Source organism: Pseudomonas sp. CDFA 610 (assembly GCF_021147865.1).
GTDB lineage: Bacteria > Pseudomonadota > Gammaproteobacteria > Pseudomonadales > Pseudomonadaceae > Aquipseudomonas > Aquipseudomonas alliivorans.
The window spans coordinates 219,827-240,377 of sequence record NZ_JAGTPM010000005.1; the positions used below are offsets into that span (position 1 = coordinate 219,827).

A 20,551-nucleotide genomic window follows, 5' to 3' on the forward strand; every position below is an offset into this window, starting at 1 on the left:
AAACGAGCAAGTCTACACCGCTCGCTTGGGGAGAACAAAGCTGAGCAAGAACAACGCCGCAGCGGATACCACTATAGACGGTCCGGCCGGGGTGTCCTTGAACCACGATAACGATAGTCCAATACACACCGCCGTCACGCCCAGCAGGCTCGCGCCGAGTGCCATCTGCTCCGGCGAACGCGCGTGACGTTGTGCCGCAGCCGCCGGGATGATCAGCAGTGACGTGATCAGCAAAACACCGACGATTTTCATCGCCACCGCAATCACCACCGCGATCAACAGCATCAGCGCCATACGCAGGGCAGCCACGGGAAGGCCCTCGACCTTCGCCAGTTCTTCGTGCACGGTCACGGCCAGCAACGGTCGCCACAGGGCCACGATCATCACCAGCACCAGCGTGCTGCCACCCAGAATCCAGGCCAGATCGGCCGGGCTGATCGCCAGCAGATCGCCGAACAGATACGCCATCAGGTCAATACGCACTTCATGCATGAAGCTCAGCACCACCAGTCCGAGGGACAGCGTACTCGGCGCGAGAATGCCCAGCAGGGTGTCCGACGCCAGCGGCTGACGCTGTTGCAGCGTGACCAGCAGCACCGCTAGCAACAGGCAGCCGCAGGTCACTGCGATGGTCGGACTGACATCCAGCAGAAAGCCCAGTGCCACGCCCAGCAAGGCGGCATGAGACAGGGTGTCACCGAAGTACGCCATGCGCCGCCAGACCACGAATGACCCCAGCGGGCCTGCAACCACGGCCAGAGCAACGCCTGCGAGCAAGGCATACAGTAGAAAATCAGCCATGCTTGCAGCTGTCTCCATGAACATGAGTGTGGGAATGCGCTGTCGCATTCGAAGCATCGCTCACGACTTCGCCATGCAGATCGTGGGCGTGGTCGTGATGGTGGTGATAAATCGCCAGACTCTGTGCGTTCTTGCCGAACAGCTCGACGAACGCCGGGTCGTGGCTGACCTGTTCAGGATGCCCCGAGCAGCAGACGTGGCGGTTCAGGCACACCACCTGATCGGTCGTGCTCATCACCAGATGCAGATCGTGGGACACCATCAGCACGCCACACTGATGACGGTCGCGCAGGCGGGTGATCAGGCTGTACAGTTCGGCCTGTCCGGCCACATCGACACCCTGCACCGGCTCGTCGAGCACCAGGAGCTCCGGTTTGCGTAACAGGGCACGGGCCAGCAGAACGCGTTGCATCTCACCGCCGGAGATCCCCTGAAGCGGGCTGTCGATGACTTTTTCGGCGCCGACTTCTTCCAGCGCGGTCATGGCAGCCGCACGGTCTACGCCGGGAACCAGACGCAGGAAGCGCAACACGGACAGCGGCAGGGTCTGGTCGATATGCAGTTTCTGCGGCATGTAACCGATGCGCAGCTTCGGTTTGCGCCACACGCTGCCCGAGTCGGGCTTGAGCAGGCCCAGCACGGCACGTACCAGCGTGGTCTTGCCTGCGCCGTTGGGGCCGATCAGCGTCACTATCTCGCCGGGTTTGACGCTCAGCTGAATGTTGTCCAGCACGTTTTGCCCGGACAGCGTGACGGCCACCTGTTCCAGGCGAATCAGTGCATCACTCATCAGGCGGCCTTGCAGCCAGCGCAGATCCCGACGATTTCGACCGTCTGACCTTCGACTTCGAAACCGACTTCAACCGCCGCACTGACCACGGCGTTACTGATGGCCTGATGTTGCAGCTCAATGGCGGCATGGCACTCGCGGCAAATCAGGAACTGGCCCTGATGCGCGTGCGTCGGGTGGTTGCAGCCGGTGAAGGCGTTAAGGGACGCGATGCGATGGACCAGACCGTTTTCCAGCAGGAAATCCAGGGCGCGGTAAACCGTCGGCGGCGCCGCGCGACGGCCATCTTCTTCGCTCAGGACCGCGAGGATGTCGTAGGCACCCAGCGGCTTGTGACTTTGCCAGACCAGCTCCAGCACGCGACGGCGCAATGCGGTCAGGCGCAGACCTTGTCTGGCGCACAGCGCATCGGCTTCGGCGAGAGCCGAATGCACGCAGTGGGAGTGATCATGAGGGCGACTAGCCAGGGGAGTATTGGGCATGAGCAGCGACGATATTTGCCAGAGACGTTATTATGTTACCTGTTCCCGCCCGATATGAGTGTTTTACGTGCGCCGTTTTCTTAACCTTTGCGTCATTTTGTGGGCCAGTCTGCTGGCCGTCTCTTCCGCCCAGGCCGAGGTCAGGGTCCTGACCAGCATCAAGCCGCTGCAGCTGATTGCCGCGGCTGTGCAGGAGGGTGTCGGTACGCCTGAGGTGTTGCTGCCGCCGGGCGCATCGCCACATAACTATGCGCTGCGGCCATCCGACGTACGGCGCGTCAGGGATGTGCAGTTGCTCTACTGGATCGGCCCGGGCATGGAAACCTTCCTGCCACGTGTTCTTGAGGGACGCAGCCTCCCGTCTGTTGCCGTGCAGACCTTGCCCGGCATGCATTTACGCCACTTCGGTGCAGACAACGCCTCGCACGATGACCATGACGACCATGGACATGGCGCGGATGAACACGACCACGATCACATGCCCGGCAGTCTCGACTCGCACCTGTGGCTATCGACCATAAACGCTCGGGTAATCGCCGCAAAGATGGCGTCGGACCTTGGTGTCGCGGATCCGGCCAACGCGGCGCGTTACACAAGTAATGCCGAGGCGTTCGCCAAGCGGCTGGATGCGCTGGACAGCGGCATCAAGAAGCAGATGAGCGCCGTCACGGATAAACCGTTTTTCGTGTTCCACGAAGCGTTTGATTATTTCGAAGAGGCGTACGGCCTCAAGCACACTGGCGTATTTGCCATCGCTGCCGAAATCCAGCCCGGTGCCCAGCATGTGGCGGCGATGCGTGAGCGCTTGAAAGAAGCCGGCAAGACGTGTGTGTTCAGCGAACCTCCGCTGCGGCCGCGCCTGGCGGAAACCCTGAGCGCAGGCCTGCCGGTCAAACTGGCCGAGCTGGATGCGCTGGGCGGCTACACGCCAGCGACCGCACAGGGTTACGAGCAGGTCGTGCAGAAACTGGCGGACGATCTGAGTAGGTGTCTGTCGGGAATTTGAACAGCCACTGATCACGCCTACGCTCCACGCTCTGAACGCATACCCTGTGGGAGGCGGCTTGCCGGCGATGGCGTCCGTTCAGTCACCGGTGTGTCGCTTCAGAAAAAGCAAGTCGCCTCCCACAGTTGGCGATCGTTTACAGCGCGAACGGCAGCGGTATATGTGTTTCCTGACGCTGTGCCAGGCGCTGTTCGAACTCTGCGGGGTCGTGAATCAGCACGTCCTGTCCGGCAAAGGTGTCTGCCGCGATCAGGCGTGACAGCCAGAAACGCACGCAGCCAACGCGCAGCATGGTTGACCAGAGTTTGGCTTCAGCCGCATTGAACGGCCGCAGGGCCGCGTAGGCACCCAGCATGGCGCGGGCGCGAACCGGGTCGATCTGGCCGTCCTCACGGGAGCACCAGTCGTTCAGCGCAATGGCCAGGTCGTAGAGCATCGGCCCTGAACAGGCGTTGTAGAAATCGATGAGTCCGGTCAGGTGTGTGCCTTCGAACAACACGTTGTCGCGAAACATGTCTGCATGCAGGTTGGCCCGTGGCAGCGCCAGAATCTGCGGCTTGAGGTCTTCGATTTCCTGCAGCGACTGATCCAGCAAGGCGTTCTGCGCATCACCCAGATGCGACAGGAAATTGCGACCCTCGCTCAGCATCCAGTCCAGACCGCGATCGGTCTTGCGTTCCAGCACGTGCTCGCGTGTCGCCAAATGCAGGTTGGCCAGCAGATCACCGATCTGTGCGCAATGCTGCGTGTTCGGCTGGCTGATGTGCTTGCCCGGCAGGCGCGGCTGCAGGAGCGCCGGTTTGCCCGCCAGCTCGCGCAATGCCTGGCCGTCAGTGGTACGCAAGGCGTAGGGCACCGGCAGATCGGCGTCGTGCAGCACGTCCAGCAACTCGATGAAGAACGGCATTTCCTGCACAGGACCACGCTCGACCAGCGTCAGAACGAACTCGCCCTGCTCCATGCTGATGAAGTAGTTGGTGTTTTCGCTACCGGCGGCAATGCCTTGAAAGTCGTGCAGACGGCCGAGCCCATAGGGGGCGAGGAATGTTTCCAGCTCGGGCCGAGCCAGTGGGGTAAAGACGGACATATCAGGACTGCCAGCAATAAGTGAATGTAAGGTGTTACCAGCTGAATATTTCCCACTGCGGGATCAGCATGTCCGGTTGGTCCGAACGGATGAAGTTGGGGCTTGTACCATCGGCGCGCACCAGAAAATAGGGTTTGCCATGCTTGGGCGTGATCTTCACCGCATACAGGAAGCCGTTCTGGCGGTACTCCTGGATGGTCTTGTCGCCGTCGGTGCGGATCGTGACGTCCGGAGCCGCCGAGGGCGAATCTTCAGCGCCCATTGCGAACAAAGGACAGATTACCAACAGGCCGGTCAACAACAGTCGATTTGTCTTGCGCATGATAACCTTGTCCCTTTGTCGTCAATGGTCCTCGCATTCTAGCGCCGGACCCGCCGAAAAGGTTGATTCTGCTCATGAGCCAAGCACCCCTCGTCCTGGTGGACGGTTCTTCTTATCTCTACCGTGCCTTTCACGCGCTGCCTCCACTGGCCACGTCCAAAGGGTTGCCGACCGGCGCCGTCAAAGGCGTGCTGAACATGCTCAAGAGCCTGCGTCGGCAATACCCGGAAAGCCCGTTTGCGGTGGTGTTCGATGCCAAGGGCGGCACTTTTCGCGACACGTTGTACGCCGAATACAAGGCCAATCGTCCCAGCATGCCGGATGACCTGCGCGTGCAGGTCGATCTGCTGCACGCGTGTGTCAAAGGCCTGGGCTACCCGCTGTTGTGCGTCGAAGGCGTAGAGGCGGACGACGTGATCGGTACCCTGGCGCGCAGCAGCGCGGCAGCCGATCGTCCGGTGATCATCTCCACCGGCGACAAGGACATGGCGCAGTTGGTCGATGGCCACATTACACTGGTCAACACCATGACCGGCAGTGTGCTGGACGTCGCTGGCGTCAAAGAGAAATTCGGTGTCGGTCCTGAGCACATCATCGATTTCCTCGCGCTGATGGGCGACAAGGTTGACAACATTCCCGGCGTTCCCGGCGTGGGCGAGAAAACAGCCGTCGGTCTGCTGGTTGGCGTCGGCGGTGGCCTCAAAGAACTGTACGGCAACCTTGAAGCGGTGGCAGGTCTGCCGATCCGTGGCGCCAAGACGCTCGCTGCCAAGCTTGAAGAGCATCGGGAGATGGCGTTTCTGTCCTATGAGCTGGCGACCATCAAGATCGATGTGCCGCTGGATATCGAGCTGGACCAGTTGCACTGCGGCGAACCCGATCGCGATGCGCTGATGGAGTTGTACGCCGAGCTTGAATTCAAGAGCTGGATCGAGGACCTGCAACGCGACGCCAAACGTGCCGGCCAGGAGCTGGTGGTCGAAGATGCGCCTGTAGTGACCAGAGAGGCTGCGTACGAGGTGATTCTCGAGCAGGCGCAGTTCGATGCCTGGCTGAAGAAACTCGAGGCTGCGCCGCTGTTCGCCATCGTCACTCAGAGCAATGGCACCGACGCGCAGCGTGCGCAACTGGTCGGCCTGTCGTTCGCCATCCAGACTCACGAGGCGGCCTACATCCCGCTGACCCATTCCTACATGGGCGTGCCCCAGCAACTGGACCGCGACACCGTGCTCAAGGCCCTCAAGCCGCTGCTTGAAGACCCGAGCAGGATCAAGGTCGGTCAGCACGCCAAGTTCGCCATCAACCTGCTTGCCAACTGCGCGTTGGGTGGCGATCAGAGCCAAGGCATTGACCTGCAGGGTGTCAGGTTCGACACGATCCTCGAATCCTACGTGCTGGACTCCACTGCCACTCGCCACGACCGTGACAGTCTGGTGGCCAAGTACCTGACGCATACTCCGATCAACTTTCAGGACATTGCCGGCAAAGGCGCCAAGCAGCTGACCTTTGATCAGATTGCTCTGGAGCAGGCTGGCCTCTATGCCGCCGAAGAAGCTGACCTTACCCTGCGCCTGCACGAAGTCTTCGAAGCCCGACTGGCTGCGATTCCGACCCTGCAACCGGTGCTGAACGACATCGAGATGCCCCTGGTGCCGGTGCTGGCGCGCATCGAACGCCAAGGTGCGTTTGTCGACGCCAACCTGCTGGGCATTCAGAGCGTGGAGCTGGGCGACAAGATGACCGCGCTGGAGCGTGAGGCCTTCGCCATCGCCGGTGAAGAGTTCAATCTGGGCTCACCCAAGCAACTGGGCGTGATCCTTTACGAAAAGCTTGGCATGCCGATCATCAGCAAGACCGCGACCGGCCAGCCGTCGACGGCTGAAGCCGTGCTCGCCGAACTGGCCGAGCAGGATTTCCCGCTTCCCAAGGTTTTGATGCAGTACCGCTCCATGAGCAAGCTCAAGAGCACCTACACCGACCGACTGCCTGAGCAGATCAACCCGCGCACCGGCCGGGTCCACACCTCCTACCATCAGGCCGTGGCGGTGACCGGGCGTCTGTCGTCCAGTGATCCAAACCTGCAGAACATCCCTATCCGGACCGCTGAAGGTCGTCGTATCCGTCAGGCGTTCGTGGCGCCGAAAGGCTACAAACTGCTGGCGGCCGACTATTCGCAGATCGAACTGCGGATCATGGCGCACCTGGCGCAGGACGAAGGCTTGTTGCACGCTTTCCGCAACGACCTGGACGTGCACCGTGCGACGGCCGCGGAAGTCTTTGGCGTAGAACTGGAAAACGTCACCAACGACATGCGCCGCAGCGCCAAGGCGATCAACTTCGGGCTCATTTACGGTATGAGCGCTTTTGGTCTGGCCAAGCAGATCGGCGTGGACCGCAAGCAGTCGCAGGCTTACGTGGATCGCTACTTCGCCCGCTACCCCGGCGTGCTCGATTACATGGAGCGCACCCGGGCTCAAGCGGCTGAGCAGGGCTTCGTCGAGACCATCTTCGGGCGTCGCCTGTACCTGCCTGACATCAATGCCAAGAACCAGTCACTGCGCAAGGGCGCGGAACGTATGGCGATCAACGCGCCCATGCAAGGCACCGCAGCCGACATCATCAAGAAAGCGATGGTGGCTGTGAATGGCTGGCTGGATGAGTCAGGCCTGGATGCGCGTGTCATCCTTCAGGTGCACGACGAGCTGGTGCTGGAAGTACGCGAAGATCTGGTCGATCAGATCAGCGAGCAGATCCGTCCGCACATGAGCGGCGCAGCTGAATTGGCGGTTCCGTTGCTGGTTGAAGTGGGTGTGGGCAGCAACTGGGACGAAGCGCACTAAGGGGCGTAGTGGCGAACTTGTCATCAAGTTCGCCAAATGTTGTAGGAAATATGAACTTTTCTTTATCGCTGGAACTTAACCCTCCAGACAGGAGTCAGACGTGGCGATTGGCTGAAAAGCTGATCGCGCTCCTATGTTGTGTTAAGTGTTGGCAGATATCCGGACCCCACCCTAAGGTCTGGACCTTGAACCCCGGAACTTCCCCCTCCCCATTCGAAGTCCGGGGTTTTTTTTGCCCATCGTTTACTCGGCGGGTGCCTTGTCTTCCAGTTCCATCCAGTCGGCCAGCACGGTGTAGGCTTCTTCCAGGCCCATGCGCTTGGGGGCCGAGAACAGCTGAATGGTGACGGCTTCACCCCAGCCCTTGCGGATTTCCGACTGAACCTTGAGCAGCGTGTTCTTGGCTGCGCCGTAGGTTAGCTTGTCGGCCTTGGTCAGCAGAATGTGCATCGGCATCTTGCTCGCCACTGCCCAGTCCAGCATCAGCAGGTCGAAGTCGGTCATTGGATGACGGATGTCCATCATCAGAATCAGGCCCTTCAGGCTTTCGCGGCTGCCCAGATAGGCTTCCAGGTGGCGCTGCCAGTGCTGCTTGAGCGGGATGGGCACTTTGGCGTAGCCGTAACCCGGCAGGTCGACCAGACGGCGATCCTCGTCCAGGCCGAAGAAGTTCAGCAACTGGGTACGCCCCGGCGTCTTGGAGGTGCGCGCCAGACTGGCGTGGGTCAGGGTGTTCAGCGCGCTGGACTTGCCGGCGTTGGAACGACCGGCGAACGCGACTTCAAAACCCTCGTCGTCGGGGCACTGGTCGACCTTGGCGGCGCTGAGCATGAAGGTGGCCTGTTGGCACAGACCGAGGATGGGGTTCTTGAGTTGCATGTGATTTCCGGTGAGGCCCTGCCTGCAAGGCGTGCGGCAAGGGTGTCGTTTCCGTTTGGGTAGCGCGAGTATATAATGCCGCAAATTTTGTGTGTGCTTTCGTCTCCCGGTGGGAGCGGGCACAGTTAAGCGAAATCAATATGCGCATTAGAACGCAGTCCGCTTTCAACCTGAAAGGTTTTTGCTGAGTCATCGGGCTTAAGGGCAGTTGTTGCAGGGTCAAAGGCGATGCCGCTGCGCTGTGTGGAAGGTGAAAGGACAGCAGTGGCCAGGATTTGCCGACTATCCTTCTGGGTACGCAAGTCACGGGCTACCCGACTCTTCACCCCCCTTGGCTGACCGGATGACCTGATGAACACATTATTCGTAAGTCTGCTGCTGGCGCTGGGCATCTGCGCCTCTTTCCAGGCCCAGGCTGCCGACCCTGTCGGCGACGCTTCCGCCGGACAGGCAAAGATCGCTGTATGTGGCGCCTGCCACGGCCCCGATGGCAACAGCCTGGCGCCCAACTTCCCCAAACTGGCGGGCCAGGGAGAGCGCTATCTGCTCAAACAACTGCGCGAGATCAAGAGTGGCACGCGCGTGGTCGTGGAAATGACCGGCATGCTGAACAACCTCACCGAGCAAGACCTTGCGGATATCTCCGCTTATTACGCACGTCAGAAAGGCAGTGTCGGCGCTGCGTCCCCGGACCTGGTGGCGCAGGGCGAAGCGTTGTTCCGAGGCGGCAGGCTGGCTCAAGGCCTGCCCGCCTGCACCGGCTGTCATTCGCCGGATGGCACCGGCAATGCTCAGGCAGGTTTCCCTCATCTTGGCGGCCAACATGCCGATTACATCAGGAAGCAGCTGACGGCATTTCGTGAAGGTGACCGAACCAATGATGGCGACACCCTGGTCATGCGCACCATTGCTGCCAAACTGAGCACCAAGGACATCGAGGCGCTGGCGCACTATATTCAGGGCTTGCACTGAGCCGAGCAGGTTTCAGGCCCTCGTCTGCCGTGACAGGCTTCATGGCATCTGCAAAAAGGGCCACTACGGCTGCCCTTTTTTGTGGTCGCCAGCGTTACACTAACGAACTCAGGCTTTCACGACCGGTCGAAAACACCGTCGCTTGAAGGCGATTCAATCTGCCCAGGAGTAAAGCATGCGTAATCTGATCATCAGCGCCGCACTGGTTGCCGCCAGTCTTTTCGGTATGTCCGCTCAAGCTGCCGAGCCTGCCCAGGCAGGCAAGCAATACGTCGAGCTGAGCAGCGCTGTGCCTGTTGCAGTACCAGGCAAGATCGAAGTCGTGGAGCTGTTCTGGTATGGCTGCCCGCATTGCTACGCGTTCGAGCCGACCATCAATCCATGGGTTGAAAAACTGCCGTCCGACGTGAATTTTGTCCGTATTCCTGCCATGTTCGGCGGCGCTTGGGATGCTCACGGCCAACTGTTCATCACTCTGGACACGCTAGGGGTAGAGCACAAGGTTCACGCTGCAGTATTCGATGCAATCCAGAAAGGTGGCAAGCGCCTGACCGACAAGAACGACATGGCTGACTTCGTCGCCACTCAAGGTGTCGACAAAGAGAAATTCCTGAGCACGTTCGATTCCTTTGCTGTGAAAGGCAAGATCGCGCAGTACAAGGAACTGGCCAAGAAGTACGAAGTGACCGGCGTTCCAACGATGATCGTCAATGGCAAGTATCGCTTCGATCTGGGCACCTCCGGTGGTCCGGAAGCCACTCTGCAGGTGGCCGACCAGTTGATCGCCAAAGAGCGGGCGGCCAACCAGGCGGCGAAGTAAGCGCCGGTCATGGGCCGCTGGGGCGAGGGCACAAAACGAGTCGTTGGCCTGCATGATCCGCGGGTCAACGAACATCATCTGAGCAAAAGTGGTCTGCCGGAAGATGGCAGGCTGCGGTTGCTCAGTTTCAATATTCAGGTCGGTATCAGCACCGAACGCTATCGGCATTACCTGACCCGCAGCTGGCAGCATTTGCTGCCGCACGTAGGTCGGGCGGGCAACCTCAAGAAGATCGGTGAGCTGCTTCACGACTTCGACCTGGTTGCCTTGCAGGAAGTCGACGGCGGCAGCATGCGCTCCGGCTTCGTCAATCAGGTGGAGCACCTCGCCCAGCTGGGTGCTTTCCCCTACTGGTATCAGCAACTCAATCGCAACCTCGGCCGTTTCGCTCAACACAGCAATGGCGTGTTGAGCCGTCTGCGCCCGGCCAAGATCGAAGATCACCCGTTGCCCGGCCCGGCAGGGCGTGGGGCGATTCTGGTGCGTTTCGGCGAAGGCGATGATGCGCTGGTGGTGGTCATGATGCATCTGGCCCTCGGCACGCGTACCCGAACGCGACAGTTGGCCTATATCCGCGAACTGATTGGCGGCTATCGTCATCAGGTCCTGATGGGCGACATGAACACCCACGCCAATGATCTGCTGGAGCATTCGCCGTTGCGGGATCTGGGCTTGCTGGCCCCGCAGATCGAAGCAACCTTCCCCAGTTGGCGGCCGCAACGCTGCCTTGATCATATTTTGCTCAGCCCGACCCTGACACTCGAGCGCGTCCAGGTGCTGGCTCAACCTATTTCCGATCACCTGCCGGTTGCTGTCGAGATTCGCCTGCCTGCTTCACTGTGTGGGGACTCGCTGCCTGTGCCCTCTGGTGGAAGCCTTGCATGAGCGACGACGCGGAGCGTTGGAGAGAGAAGTACCTCAAGGGAATCGAACAACAGGACAAGCTTGAAAAGCGCTGGGATGCGCGACTCGACCTGTTGCGGCGAGGTCTGGTACGAAGCAGTCTTGCAGCTGAAGGCTCTGACCGGGCTGTCGACGAATGCATGAAGGAAATGCGCGAAATCGTGCGCAAGGACGACATGGATGCGGGCCTTGCGGCCTTGATTCCACGTCTTGAAAAAGCCGTGCTGGACTCCGAGCACCGGCGCGAGGTGCGTGTCGGTCAGATCAGCTCCGCCCTGGCCGCGCTGGTGACGCAACTGCAAGCTCTGCCGTTGCCGCGCGATGTGCGCAAGCCGCTCAAGCGTTTTGCCAAGAACCTGGAAGAACGCGCCTCCCAGGCTCGCGAATTGCCTTTACTGCTCAGTGAGCTGAGCAGCCTGCAAGGCAAGGCACTGACCCAACTGGAGAAGCCTGAGGAAGGCCATCGGCCCGGCCTGCTGGAGCGTCTGTTCGGCTCACGGGACGAGCATGGCGAGGCCAACCCCGATACCTCAACGCCCGCAGAAGTACCGTCTTCTTCAGATCATGAGCGCGACGCTCCCCACACAGAACAGTACGCGCACGAAGATCCAGAGCCCGGCATGCCTGTTGATCGTTCAGTCGAGCCTTCGGAAGCCGTCGTTGTCTTACCCGTTGCGTCGGCAGTTGCTGCCGTGCCTGAACCTGTTGCGGGTATTCCTTCCGAGCCGCCAGCGCCTGCGCTTGACGTTGAAGAGCCTGTAATCGGTCAGGTTGCCGAGCCGGTTCTTCCACCAATGGATCCATCATCCGCCCCGACGATCGTCGAGCCCGAGCCCATACTCGACAGTGATATCGAGGCCATGCTGACGCCGACGCCCAGCGTGCCTTTTCAGCAGATACCCGTGCCAGTCAGCGAGCATGTGATGCCGGAGGATGATGCTGACAGCGATGCCGATGATTCGACCGAAGACGATGGATACGCCCTGCCCTCGGCGCCCGAACCGAGTTACAGCTCGGTTGCCGCACACATCGAAGAAACCTTGCTGGGGCTGCTTGCCGACCTGACCCTGTCCGAGCACTACCGGCCGCAGGTCGAGGCCATGCAGTTGCGGCTCAGGCACGGGCTCAACTGGTACGAGCTATTGCCGATCCTGGATGATCTGGCCGTGCTGATGCTGGCGATCAACAACGGTGGCCAGCAGGAATTCGGTATCTACCTCAAGCAACTGAACGAGCGGCTCGAGTCCTTCCAGAGCCATCTGCAGGCGGCCAGCGAGGACCATGCGCAGGGCGAGTCTTCGGTTCGCGATCTCAACGAGCAATTGCGCGAACAGGTAGGCGGCTTGCAAAGCAGCGTTCAGGACGCCTCCGACCTGCCCAGCCTCAAGCTGGTGCTGGACAATCGTCTGGAAGGCCTGCTCAGCACCATGGACGACTACCAGCGCAAACGTGATGCGCGCGAGCAGGAAGTCGCATCCCGCCTGCAAAGTCTGGCCGCCCGCGTGGCAAGTATGGAGCAGGAGGCGCTGGCCTTTCGCACCAACCTTGAGGAACAGCGCCAGAAGGCTTTGATCGACCCGCTCACAGGGCTTGCCAACCGTGCGGCCTGGGCCGAGCGGCTCGAACAGGAAACGATCCTCTGGCAACAACACAAAGACAGTCTGCTGGTCGGGATTCTGGATCTGGACCACTTCAAGCGGATCAATGACGGCTACGGACATCTGGCGGGCGACAAGGTCTTGAAGATCGTCGCCGGTGTTCTGAAGAAACGTCTGCGCCCGGGTGATTTCCTGGCACGTTTCGGCGGCGAGGAGTTTGTGGTTCTGATGCCGGCCACGCCCGTCACCACAGGTCTGCAGTTGCTGGACGAGCTGCGGAAAACAGTCGAACTCTGCCCGTTTCATTTCAAGGGCGAGCGCGTGACCATCACGGTGTCCATGGGCGTGACAGCCTTTCGCTCGGGTGAGCGCAGTGAAGTTGCCCTCAAGCGTGCCGATCAGGCGCTGTACCGGGCCAAGGAAAATGGCCGGAACAAGGTCGAACAGGGCTGACACTTTGGTCCGGATGAACAGCTCACGCGACGCATGAGCTATTCGCGCGCCTTTTGTTATGATGTTGCATTAATCGCGGACGTAGTTTGAACCCATGAAGTTGTACCTAGCTGCTTTTCTCCTGCTTGGCCTGACCGCCTGCTCCAGCGGTCCAAGACTGGACACCAGTCACCCCTCGGCAAATTTTGACGGACGTATCCAGTACGTTGTCATGCATTACACCTCTGCTTCCCTTGAGCGGTCCCTGCAATTGCTGACCCATGGCGAGGTCAGCAGCCATTACCTGATTGGCGATGATTCGTCTGCAACCATCTACAAACTCGTCGATGAAAGCGCCCGCGCCTGGCATGCAGGCGAGAGCGAGTGGGATGGCCGCACCTGGCTGAACTCCAGTTCCATCGGGATCGAGATCGTCAATCCCGGCTACACCGAAACGCCGACAGGCCGTCTGTGGTATCCGTACACCGAAGCGCAGTACCAGTCGATCAAGGTGCTGCTCAAGGACATCGTCAAACGCAACAGGATCGAGCCGAAACACATCATCGGCCACAGTGACATCGCACCTTCGCGCAAGATGGATCCGGGTCCGCTGTTTCCCTGGAAGCGCCTGGCCGCAGACGGCCTTGGCGTCTGGCCCGACGAACGGCAGGTGGCACAGCGTCAGGCATTGATGCTGAACAACTTGCCAGCAATCGGCTGGTTTCAGCAGCAACTGGCACGCCTGGGTTACATGACCCCTCAGACCGGTGAGCTGGACACCGCTACACGACAGGTTCTGGCTGCTTTTCAGATGCATTACCGGCCCGAGCGTTTCGACGGCGAACCAGATGCGCAGAGCGCCGCCATCCTGCAGGTGCTCAACGACACGAAGTGAGTGCAACTGCGGCCCGTTTTTTCGACGGGCCAACTCTGCGCTTATTGCTATAACTGATGGGTACTCTCTCTGAGTATCCATCGATGCTGATTGCGTCAACGCGTCTTCGAACCACTCTTTCCCGACCCTGGCTGCTGGCATTGCTCGCAGCCTTGCTGAGCGCGACCATGTTGTTGACCGGTAGTCTGGCGCTGGTATTGCAGCAGGCGCGACAGACCGAGAGTCAGCAGATGAACGCTCAGGGTGAGCGCTTTCTGGTCAGGCTCGAACAGCTTTTCAGCCAGTTGCGGTCGGGGCTGGATCAGCTTGAGCATCAACCGTTGCGGCGTTGCAGTCCGGAGATGCTGGGACGTCTGCGAGAGGTCATTTCCAGCAACCGCTTCATCTATGAAGCCGCTTATGTCGGTGATGCCCGATCCTGCTCGAGCTGGCCACGAAGAAGACTGCTGGCCGAAACCAGAACACCCGACATTCGCGGCCCCATGTATGACTACTGGCTGAACACTTCGGGGCAGCCGGACGACAACCTGGCGGCGCTGGTGATGGGTCGTGGCGATTTTCGGGTGTTCACGTCCCGTGGTCATCTGACCGACGTGGTCGACCTCCCTCCGGGCCGCAGCCTGCTTGTGGTGCTGGATAACGCAACTCGCGCAATACCGGTACTCGGTCCCGCACAGATCTGGCCTGTTCCGGGTTGGGATACGGGTGGCAGCGAACCGTTGATCATCACTGAAACGCAATTGATCTACCGCATGGCGACCCAGAGTCCCGAGTACCAACTGGTCCTGATAACGCCGCGTAACGGTCTGCTCGGCGATATGACCGGCGCGTGGTGGCTGCTGGTTCCTGCCAGCCTGCTGGTGTCGTTGTGCGTAGGGGCGCTGACGTTTCAGATGCTTCGTCAGCGCAAATCGCTGGGCGCCGAGCTGACGGGTGCGTTGCGCCGCGCTGAGTTGAAGGTGCTTTATCAGCCGATTTTCAACCTGGGTACGCGACAGTGTGTCGGTGCCGAGGCGCTGGTGAGGTGGCATCGGCCGGACGGCACATTGACCAGCCCGGACCTGTTCATTCCGCTGGCAGAAAATACCGGTCAGATCCGCCAGATCACCGACTTCGTTCTGCAACAGACTCTGGAGCAATTGGGGCCTTTGTTGCGTGCCAATCCGCAGCTGTACATCTCGGTCAATCTGTCCGCCTGCGATGTCATGTCGGCCCGCATCGGTCGGTTCACCGCGCGGCTGCTGGCGCTGCACAAGGTGTCGGCACGGCAGATAGCGTTCGAGGTCACGGAGCGGGGTCTGATCGATGTCGTGGTGGCGCGCAATCATTTACAGACGTTGCGTGATCGCGGCCATCAGGTGCTGATCGATGACTTTGGCACCGGTTATTGCAGTCTGGCCTACTTGCAGACATTGCCAGTGGACTGCCTGAAGATCGACAAGGCGTTCATTGACGCGCTGGGCCACGATGCGGCCAGCAGCGGTGTTGCGCCGCATATCATCCGCATGGCCCATGCCCTGCAGCTCAAGGTGATCGCCGAGGGCATCGAGTTCGAATCCCAGGCTGCATTGCTCAAGAGTGAGGGCGTGATCTACGGGCAGGGCTGGCTGTTCGCCCGGCCACTGACCGCTGCCAGATTTGTCGAACGAGTGACCGGCGGCCGTCGCAGCGCGACACGGCGCAGGAATGATGTGGCGTGAGGCTTTCCCACCTGGCGTGATCGTATAGCGAACACCGGATTGCGGCAGGGCTGGTTCAGGACATCGCGGTGTCAGGCGGTGTGTGGATTTTGCCGTTAAAGCGGCAGCGCCATGTAAAACTGTGTGACCTGCCCCGGTCTGGAATAAACACCCATTCGTCCGCCATGCAGCTGGACGATTTCCTTGCACAATGCCAGCCCGAGCCCGGCTCCGCCTTTCTTGCGTCCGACCTGCACGAAGGGCTCGAAGATCCTTGCTTGCTGGCCGTAGGCAATGCCTTCGCCGTTGTCTTCCACGCTGATGACCGCACGCTCGCCATGACGTCTGGCCTGCAGGCGGATCAGGCCGTTTTCCGGCGTGTGACGCAGGGCGTTGTCGAGGAGGTTATCCAGTACCCGCTCCAGCTGGGCCTGATCGGCGTGCAAGCGCGGCAGCGTTTCGTGAATATCCAGCATCAGCATGATGCCCTGCTCTTGAGCCTGCTCTTCAAACCGTGCCTTGGCCTCTTCCAGCAGCGCTTCGATCGAGCAAGGCGCCAGCTTGAGTTTCTGCAGGCCGTTCTGGTAGCGCGAGAAGTTGAGCAGGTCGTTGATCAGTTGCATCAGGCGCTGCATTTCTTCGGTGACCGTATTGAGCAGATCCGCTTCACGGGATTCGGGCGCGAAATGCAGCCTTTCCTGCAGCAGACCAAACGCCATGTGCATGCCCGTGACCGGCGTACGCAGCTCGTGCGAAGCGCGCAGCACGAATTCACTGCGCACGCGCTCGAAGGCGCGCTGCTCGGTGACGTCGTGCAGGACCATCACCGCGCCAAGGATATGTCCTTTGGTGTGGCTTACCGGCGTCATGCTGTAGGTCAGCAGGCGCGATTCACTGTCGATCTCGATGGCGAGGTCTTCCGGGGCGCGCTCCAGACTGCCGCCACGCAGAATCAGGTGCAGCTGCCCGTCCAGCTCGGGATGGCCCAACGCTTCACCGAGGCCTTGTCCCAGTCGACTCTCGTCCCAGCCAAGCTGACGCTGAGCCACGGGGTTCAGGTGTTCGAGGCGGCCCTGCCGGTCGATCATCAGCAGGCCGTCATCGATGCTGTCCAGTACCGCCTGCAAGCGCTGTTGGCCGGCCAGCAGCTCATCGACATTGGTCGCCTGATGTTGGCGCAACGCCTCGGCCATGATGCCGAAGCGTCGGGTCAGCAGATTCATCTCAGCCGCGGAAGAGATGGGCAGCGTGACCTCATAGTTGCCCTGCCCGATGTTATCGGCGGCTTTGGCCAGTGCTTCGATGGGCGCGCCGAAACGCCGGGCGATGCCGTGTGCCGTCACGAAACCGATGCAGAGCACGGCCAGCCCGACCAGCCCCAGAAGGCCCGCTATCCAGAGCGCGCGTTCCCGTGAGTTGATCTCGGCATTGCTGATGCTTTCCAGCGCCTGCCGATGAATGGCCAGCAAGCCATTGCGCAATTTGTCGAAGCTGGCGCTGAGCTCGGGGTTGCCGCGTATGCCACGCGGGTCATCGCCAAGGCGTTTCCAGTCATCGATGAACCGCTGATAGTCGTCCCGGGTGCTTTCGAATGTGCCCAGGGTCGTCGACCGGTTGTCACTGGCCGCGCTTTGATTCAACAGATGCTTGAACGCTTCCTGGGCTCTCTCCAGCTCAGCGTCGTCATGCCGCGAGCCAGTCATCAATGCCAACTGGTCGCCCAGATTTTGCCGCAGTTTCAGCCCGGTATCGAGAATGGCGAAGTTGTGCTGGATCAGCGATTCCTGAGTTCTGGCCATCTGCATGACGCTGACCAGACCCAGCAACAAACCCAGCAGAGCCACGGTGATGAGGGCCGAAATACTCAGGAACAGTCGAGTGCGCAACTTCATGGCCAGTTTCATATGCGCTCAATCACAGGTTGTACTGTTTGCGTTTTCGATACAGCGTCGAGGCATCGATACCCAATGTCTTCGCTGCTTGATCAAGTGTGTCGCTGGTCGCCAGTACGGCGCCGATGTGGGCTTTTTCCAGCTCATCCAGGCTCAACGCCGCACCGACGCGAGGCGCGTTGTTGGCAGGCTGCTCGGCCATGCCCAGATGGCTGATTTCAACCCGTTCCTGGGGACAGATGATGCTGGCTCGTTCAATGACGTTGCGCAGTTCGCGGATGTTGCCTGGCCAGCGGTAATTGAGCAGTGCCGCCCGCGCCTCTTCGCTGAAACCGCGTGCCGGGCGCGCGTATTCCTTGACGAAGCGGGCCAGAAAACGGTCCGCCAGGGTCAAGATATCCTCGCTGCGCTCGCGCAAGGCGGGCAGATGCAGGGTGATGACGTTCAAGCGATAGAGCAGGTCTTCACGGAAACGGCCGCTGCGTACCATGTCTTCCAGGTTCAGGTTGGTGGCGGCGAGGATGCGCACGTCGGCACGACGAGTGACTGGATCGCCAACGCGTTCGTATTCCTTGTCCTGAATGAATCGCAGCAACTTGGGTTGCAACGTCAACGGAAAATCGCCGATCTCGTCAAGAAACAGAGTACCGCCATCCGCCTGGTTGACACGGCCGAGCGTGCTCTCACTGGCGCCGGTAAAGGCCCCGCGGCTGTGGCCGAACAATTCGCTCTCCATCAGCTCGGCAGTGAGCGACGGGCAGTTGATGGTCACGCAGGACTTCTTGGCTCGCTTGCTCCAGCCGTGAATCGCGCGTGCCAGTTCACCCTTACCGGTGCCTGATTCGCCCAGGATCAGAATGTTGGCGTCGGTCACGGCCACCTGACGGGCTGTTTCCAGAATCGCCATCATCGAAGGGCTGTGGGAATCCAGGCCGTCCTTGGGTTTGCGGATCTCCCCTTCCAGCGCTTCCAGTCGGGCCGACAACTGCCGGACCTCCAACTGTTTGGCGGTCGCCAGTCGCAACTGGTCAGGGCTGCAGGGTTTGACCAGGTAATCGGCTGCGCCGGCCTGAATGGCATCGACCGCCGTGTCCACCGCAGAATGGGCAGTCACAATGACCACGCGCATCCACGGAGCCTGAACCCGCATCTGTGCCAGCACGTCCAGGCCATTGTCTTCGCCCAGGCGCAAATCGAGAAAGCACAGGTCAAATACCTGGCGTTGCATCAACGTGTCCGCCTGTGCTGCGCTGTTGGCAGTGGCAACACTGTAGCCTTCGTCTTCCAGACAGTACCGGAAAGTGCGGAGGATGGCGGACTCATCGTCCACGAGCAGAATACGGCCCTGATTCTCAGTGGCTGCTTCCATTTTTCCTACGCTCCTTAGTGAATTGTCTTGGTTAGTCTCGGAATCATCGGGCAAGTTGCATGGTCAATTCTGATTGATTCTGCCGCATGCATGCTAGCGGTCTGTTCATTTAATGGCGAACAGACTGATTAATCCGTGTTTATGTCGCTAAAACCGTCTGTTCAAAGACCAAACGCCAACCTCAGAAGGAGAACGCCATGCACTCACTGAAAAAGATCGCGTTGATTACGGCGACCGCTGCGGTTCTGGGCAGCGGCCCATTGCTCGCGCATGCTCAAGGCGACCTGCCCACCCAGTTGGCTGAAGCGCGCCAGGAAGGTTCGATCTGGACCGCCTTTGCGTTGAACAAACACCTGAGCCCTTTCAAGATCGATGTGGATGTGGCGCAAGGCACGGCGACTCTCAAGGGCAAGGTCGAGAACGAAGTCGACCGCGAACTGGCCGAGCGTATTGCGCTGGACATCAAAGGTATCGACAAGGTTGATAACCAGCTGGAAATCGACGCAGCCGTTGCCAGTGAACCCGGCACCAAAGCCAACATGGCTCAGCGCTTCGAAGACGCCACACTGGTGGCAACCGTGAAGTCCAAGCTGCTGTGGAGCAGCGTGACCGAGGCTTTGAACATCGACGTGGACAGCAAGGATGGTGTGGTCACGCTCAAGGGGCGTGCGCAGAGCCCGGAAGCCAAGGAGCTTGCAGGCAGCCTCGCCAGCAATACGGATGGCGTGGTCAGCGTCAATAACCTCATCAGTCTGAGTGCGGCGGATTCCATCGCAGCCAAGACTCAGCCGCAGAACCTCAACCCTGTAGAGCAGCTGAGCGATGCCTGGGTCACCAGCAAGGTTAAATCCAGCCTCATCTACAGCCGCAACCTCGACGGCCTGAACATCAAGGTCGATACCAAGGACGGTTTGGTAACGCTCAACGGCGTGGTTGCCAACTTCGCGGAAAAGGAACTCGCGGTTGAGATTGCACGCAACATTCGAGGCGTGAAAGGCGTAAACGCCGATGCCTTGAAAGTCATGGCGCGTAGCGCAGGTTGATAATCAGCGACGCAGCAGTCGCTGCGCTTCGTGCAGAACGCACGATTGCGAAGGTGCAATCGTGCAGCTTGCTCGCAGACCCTCTTTCGGTAATCTTTTAAGTTGTTGATTTTACTGAATTTATTTTGATTCTGAAAACTGGCATGCAGTCTGCAATATCCCTTTCAACGAAGGTCGGCACAGCGGCCCACACGATTGATCGAATGCCCAAGGGGCGGAGGGAGTTTGCGGATGAACAGCCAGCGTATCGCACAGTTGCGTATATCCCCTCTGCACGTACAGCAAGGCCTGTTTCTGCTTCTTGCTCTGCTCGTCACCCTCATTGCCATTCAGCAGTTCCAGCGTTGGTCTCAGGCCAACGAAGCGACTGAAACCAGACAGCAAATCATTCACAGCAGTGTTGCTTACCGGAGCGTCAGTGCTCCGGCCGCTCAGGACGCTGCGCTGAGCCTGCGCCCTGTAGAGGGTGTGATCTCTTCGAATGACGTAGCGCCGCAGCAAAAATGGGTCTTCTGACCCGACCTGAAATGACTGCACTCATTACATTTAAACAGTTGTAAAAAAGGAGTATCACCATGTTGAGTTGGGCTATCACGTTTCTGATCATCGCCATTGTCGCCGCAGTACTTGGCTTCGGTGGTATCGCCGGCACCGCTACAGGCATCGCCAAGATCCTGTTCGTCGTCTTCCTGGTGATGTTCGTTGTTTCGTTCTTCTTCGGTCGTCGCGGTCGAGGCTAAC

18 protein-coding genes and 2 pseudogenes are annotated in these 20,551 nt (G+C 59.9%); 12 read left to right on the plus strand and 8 right to left on the minus strand.

Annotated features, from left to right (window positions below):
• Window positions 1–12: 12 nt before the first annotated feature.
• The 3 genes from znuB to KDX39_RS11050 are packed head-to-tail and all read right to left on the minus strand — an operon-like array spanning window position 13 to window position 2,073.
• Window positions 13–801 carry a zinc ABC transporter permease subunit ZnuB gene (znuB, locus tag KDX39_RS11040; RefSeq protein WP_231660398.1) on the minus strand — a complete coding sequence of 263 codons (789 nt, stop codon included), beginning with the start codon at window positions 799–801 and terminating at the stop codon, window positions 13–15.
• Complete coding sequence (gene znuC, locus KDX39_RS11045; protein ID WP_231660399.1) at window positions 794–1,591, minus strand: zinc ABC transporter ATP-binding protein ZnuC; 798 nt, start codon at window positions 1,589–1,591, stop codon at window positions 794–796. Before znuC ends, znuB begins: the two co-directional genes overlap by 8 nt.
• Window positions 1,591–2,073: a Fur family transcriptional regulator gene (locus tag KDX39_RS11050; RefSeq protein ID WP_231660400.1), complete on the minus strand. Its 483-nt coding sequence runs from the start codon at window positions 2,071–2,073 to the stop codon at window positions 1,591–1,593. The genes znuC and KDX39_RS11050 overlap by 1 nt, the downstream gene beginning before the upstream one ends.
• A gap of 67 nt (window positions 2,074–2,140) precedes the next feature.
• Here KDX39_RS11050 and KDX39_RS11055 point away from each other — a divergent pair, with 67 nt between their 5' ends.
• Entirely contained in the window at window positions 2,141–3,079 is a 939-nt protein-coding gene (locus tag KDX39_RS11055; protein ID WP_231660401.1) for a zinc ABC transporter substrate-binding protein, read from the plus strand.
• A 136-nt stretch (window positions 3,080–3,215) separates the two neighbouring features.
• Here the strand turns inward: KDX39_RS11055 and KDX39_RS11060 are convergent, their stop codons facing one another.
• The gene (locus tag KDX39_RS11060; RefSeq protein ID WP_231660402.1) at window positions 3,216–4,166 is read right to left on the minus strand and encodes a homoserine kinase; all 951 of its coding nucleotides are present in this window, start codon (window positions 4,164–4,166) and stop codon (window positions 3,216–3,218) included.
• A 34-nt stretch (window positions 4,167–4,200) separates the two neighbouring features.
• Window positions 4,201–4,488 (minus strand): DUF2782 domain-containing protein, encoded by a 288-nt coding sequence (locus KDX39_RS11065; RefSeq protein ID WP_231660403.1) that lies wholly within the window; start codon window positions 4,486–4,488, stop codon window positions 4,201–4,203.
• A gap of 74 nt (window positions 4,489–4,562) precedes the next feature.
• Between KDX39_RS11065 and polA the strand changes: the two genes are divergently transcribed.
• Window positions 4,563–7,328, plus strand: a complete 2,766-nt coding sequence (polA, locus tag KDX39_RS11070; RefSeq protein WP_231660404.1) for a DNA polymerase I — start codon at window positions 4,563–4,565, stop codon at window positions 7,326–7,328.
• 243 nt (window positions 7,329–7,571) lie between these two features.
• Here polA and yihA read toward each other — a convergent pair whose 3' ends face one another.
• On the minus strand, window positions 7,572–8,207 hold the full coding sequence (gene yihA, locus KDX39_RS11075) for a ribosome biogenesis GTP-binding protein YihA/YsxC (protein WP_073170442.1): 636 nt from the start codon (window positions 8,205–8,207) through the stop codon (window positions 7,572–7,574).
• Window positions 8,208–8,558: 351 nt separating this feature from the next.
• On the opposite strand from yihA, the gene KDX39_RS11080 reads away from it, so the two are divergent.
• The 7 genes and pseudogenes from KDX39_RS11080 (at window position 8,559) to KDX39_RS11105 (ending at window position 15,527) form a co-directional block, all read left to right on the plus strand.
• A complete protein-coding gene (locus KDX39_RS11080) occupies window positions 8,559–9,179 on the plus strand; it encodes a c-type cytochrome (protein ID WP_231660405.1) in 621 nt (206 codons plus the stop codon).
• Between the two features lie 175 nt (window positions 9,180–9,354).
• Window positions 9,355–9,999 (plus strand): thiol:disulfide interchange protein DsbA/DsbL, encoded by a 645-nt coding sequence (locus KDX39_RS11085; RefSeq protein ID WP_231660406.1) that lies wholly within the window; start codon window positions 9,355–9,357, stop codon window positions 9,997–9,999.
• Between the two features lie 9 nt (window positions 10,000–10,008).
• On the plus strand, window positions 10,009–10,884 hold the full coding sequence (locus KDX39_RS11090; protein WP_099230937.1) for an endonuclease/exonuclease/phosphatase family protein: 876 nt from the start codon (window positions 10,009–10,011) through the stop codon (window positions 10,882–10,884).
• Window positions 10,881–11,421 (plus strand): annotated as a pseudogene (locus KDX39_RS26590) (hypothetical protein); the annotation flags it as partial. The gene KDX39_RS11090 and the pseudogene KDX39_RS26590, both read left to right, overlap by 4 nt.
• A gap of 206 nt (window positions 11,422–11,627) precedes the next feature.
• Window positions 11,628–12,953, plus strand: a pseudogene (locus tag KDX39_RS26595) (GGDEF domain-containing protein); the annotation flags it as partial.
• 94 nt (window positions 12,954–13,047) lie between these two features.
• The gene (locus KDX39_RS11100; RefSeq protein ID WP_231660408.1) at window positions 13,048–13,827 is read left to right on the plus strand and encodes an N-acetylmuramoyl-L-alanine amidase; all 780 of its coding nucleotides are present in this window, start codon (window positions 13,048–13,050) and stop codon (window positions 13,825–13,827) included.
• Between the two features lie 83 nt (window positions 13,828–13,910).
• On the plus strand, window positions 13,911–15,527 hold the full coding sequence (locus KDX39_RS11105) for an EAL domain-containing protein (protein ID WP_231660530.1): 1,617 nt from the start codon (window positions 13,911–13,913) through the stop codon (window positions 15,525–15,527).
• A 95-nt stretch (window positions 15,528–15,622) separates the two neighbouring features.
• On the opposite strand, the gene KDX39_RS11110 is transcribed toward KDX39_RS11105, so the two are convergent.
• Window positions 15,623–17,410, minus strand: coding sequence for a KinB sensor domain-containing domain (locus KDX39_RS11110; protein ID WP_231660409.1), 1,788 nt, complete (start codon window positions 17,408–17,410; stop codon window positions 15,623–15,625).
• Window positions 17,411–17,420: 10 nt separating this feature from the next.
• Window positions 17,421–18,767, minus strand: a complete 1,347-nt coding sequence (algB, locus tag KDX39_RS11115) for a sigma-54-dependent response regulator transcription factor AlgB (RefSeq protein ID WP_025996454.1) — start codon at window positions 18,765–18,767, stop codon at window positions 17,421–17,423.
• A gap of 197 nt (window positions 18,768–18,964) precedes the next feature.
• On the opposite strand from algB, the gene KDX39_RS11120 reads away from it, so the two are divergent.
• The 3 genes from KDX39_RS11120 (at window position 18,965) to KDX39_RS11130 (ending at window position 20,550) form a co-directional block, all read left to right on the plus strand.
• Complete coding sequence (locus KDX39_RS11120; RefSeq protein ID WP_231660410.1) at window positions 18,965–19,810, plus strand: BON domain-containing protein; 846 nt, start codon at window positions 18,965–18,967, stop codon at window positions 19,808–19,810.
• Between the two features lie 231 nt (window positions 19,811–20,041).
• Entirely contained in the window at window positions 20,042–20,326 is a 285-nt protein-coding gene (locus KDX39_RS11125) for a hypothetical protein (protein WP_231660411.1), read from the plus strand.
• Between the two features lie 59 nt (window positions 20,327–20,385).
• Window positions 20,386–20,550, plus strand: a complete 165-nt coding sequence (locus tag KDX39_RS11130; protein ID WP_002555679.1) for a DUF1328 domain-containing protein — start codon at window positions 20,386–20,388, stop codon at window positions 20,548–20,550.
• The last annotated feature ends 1 nt before the right edge of the window (window position 20,551 follow it).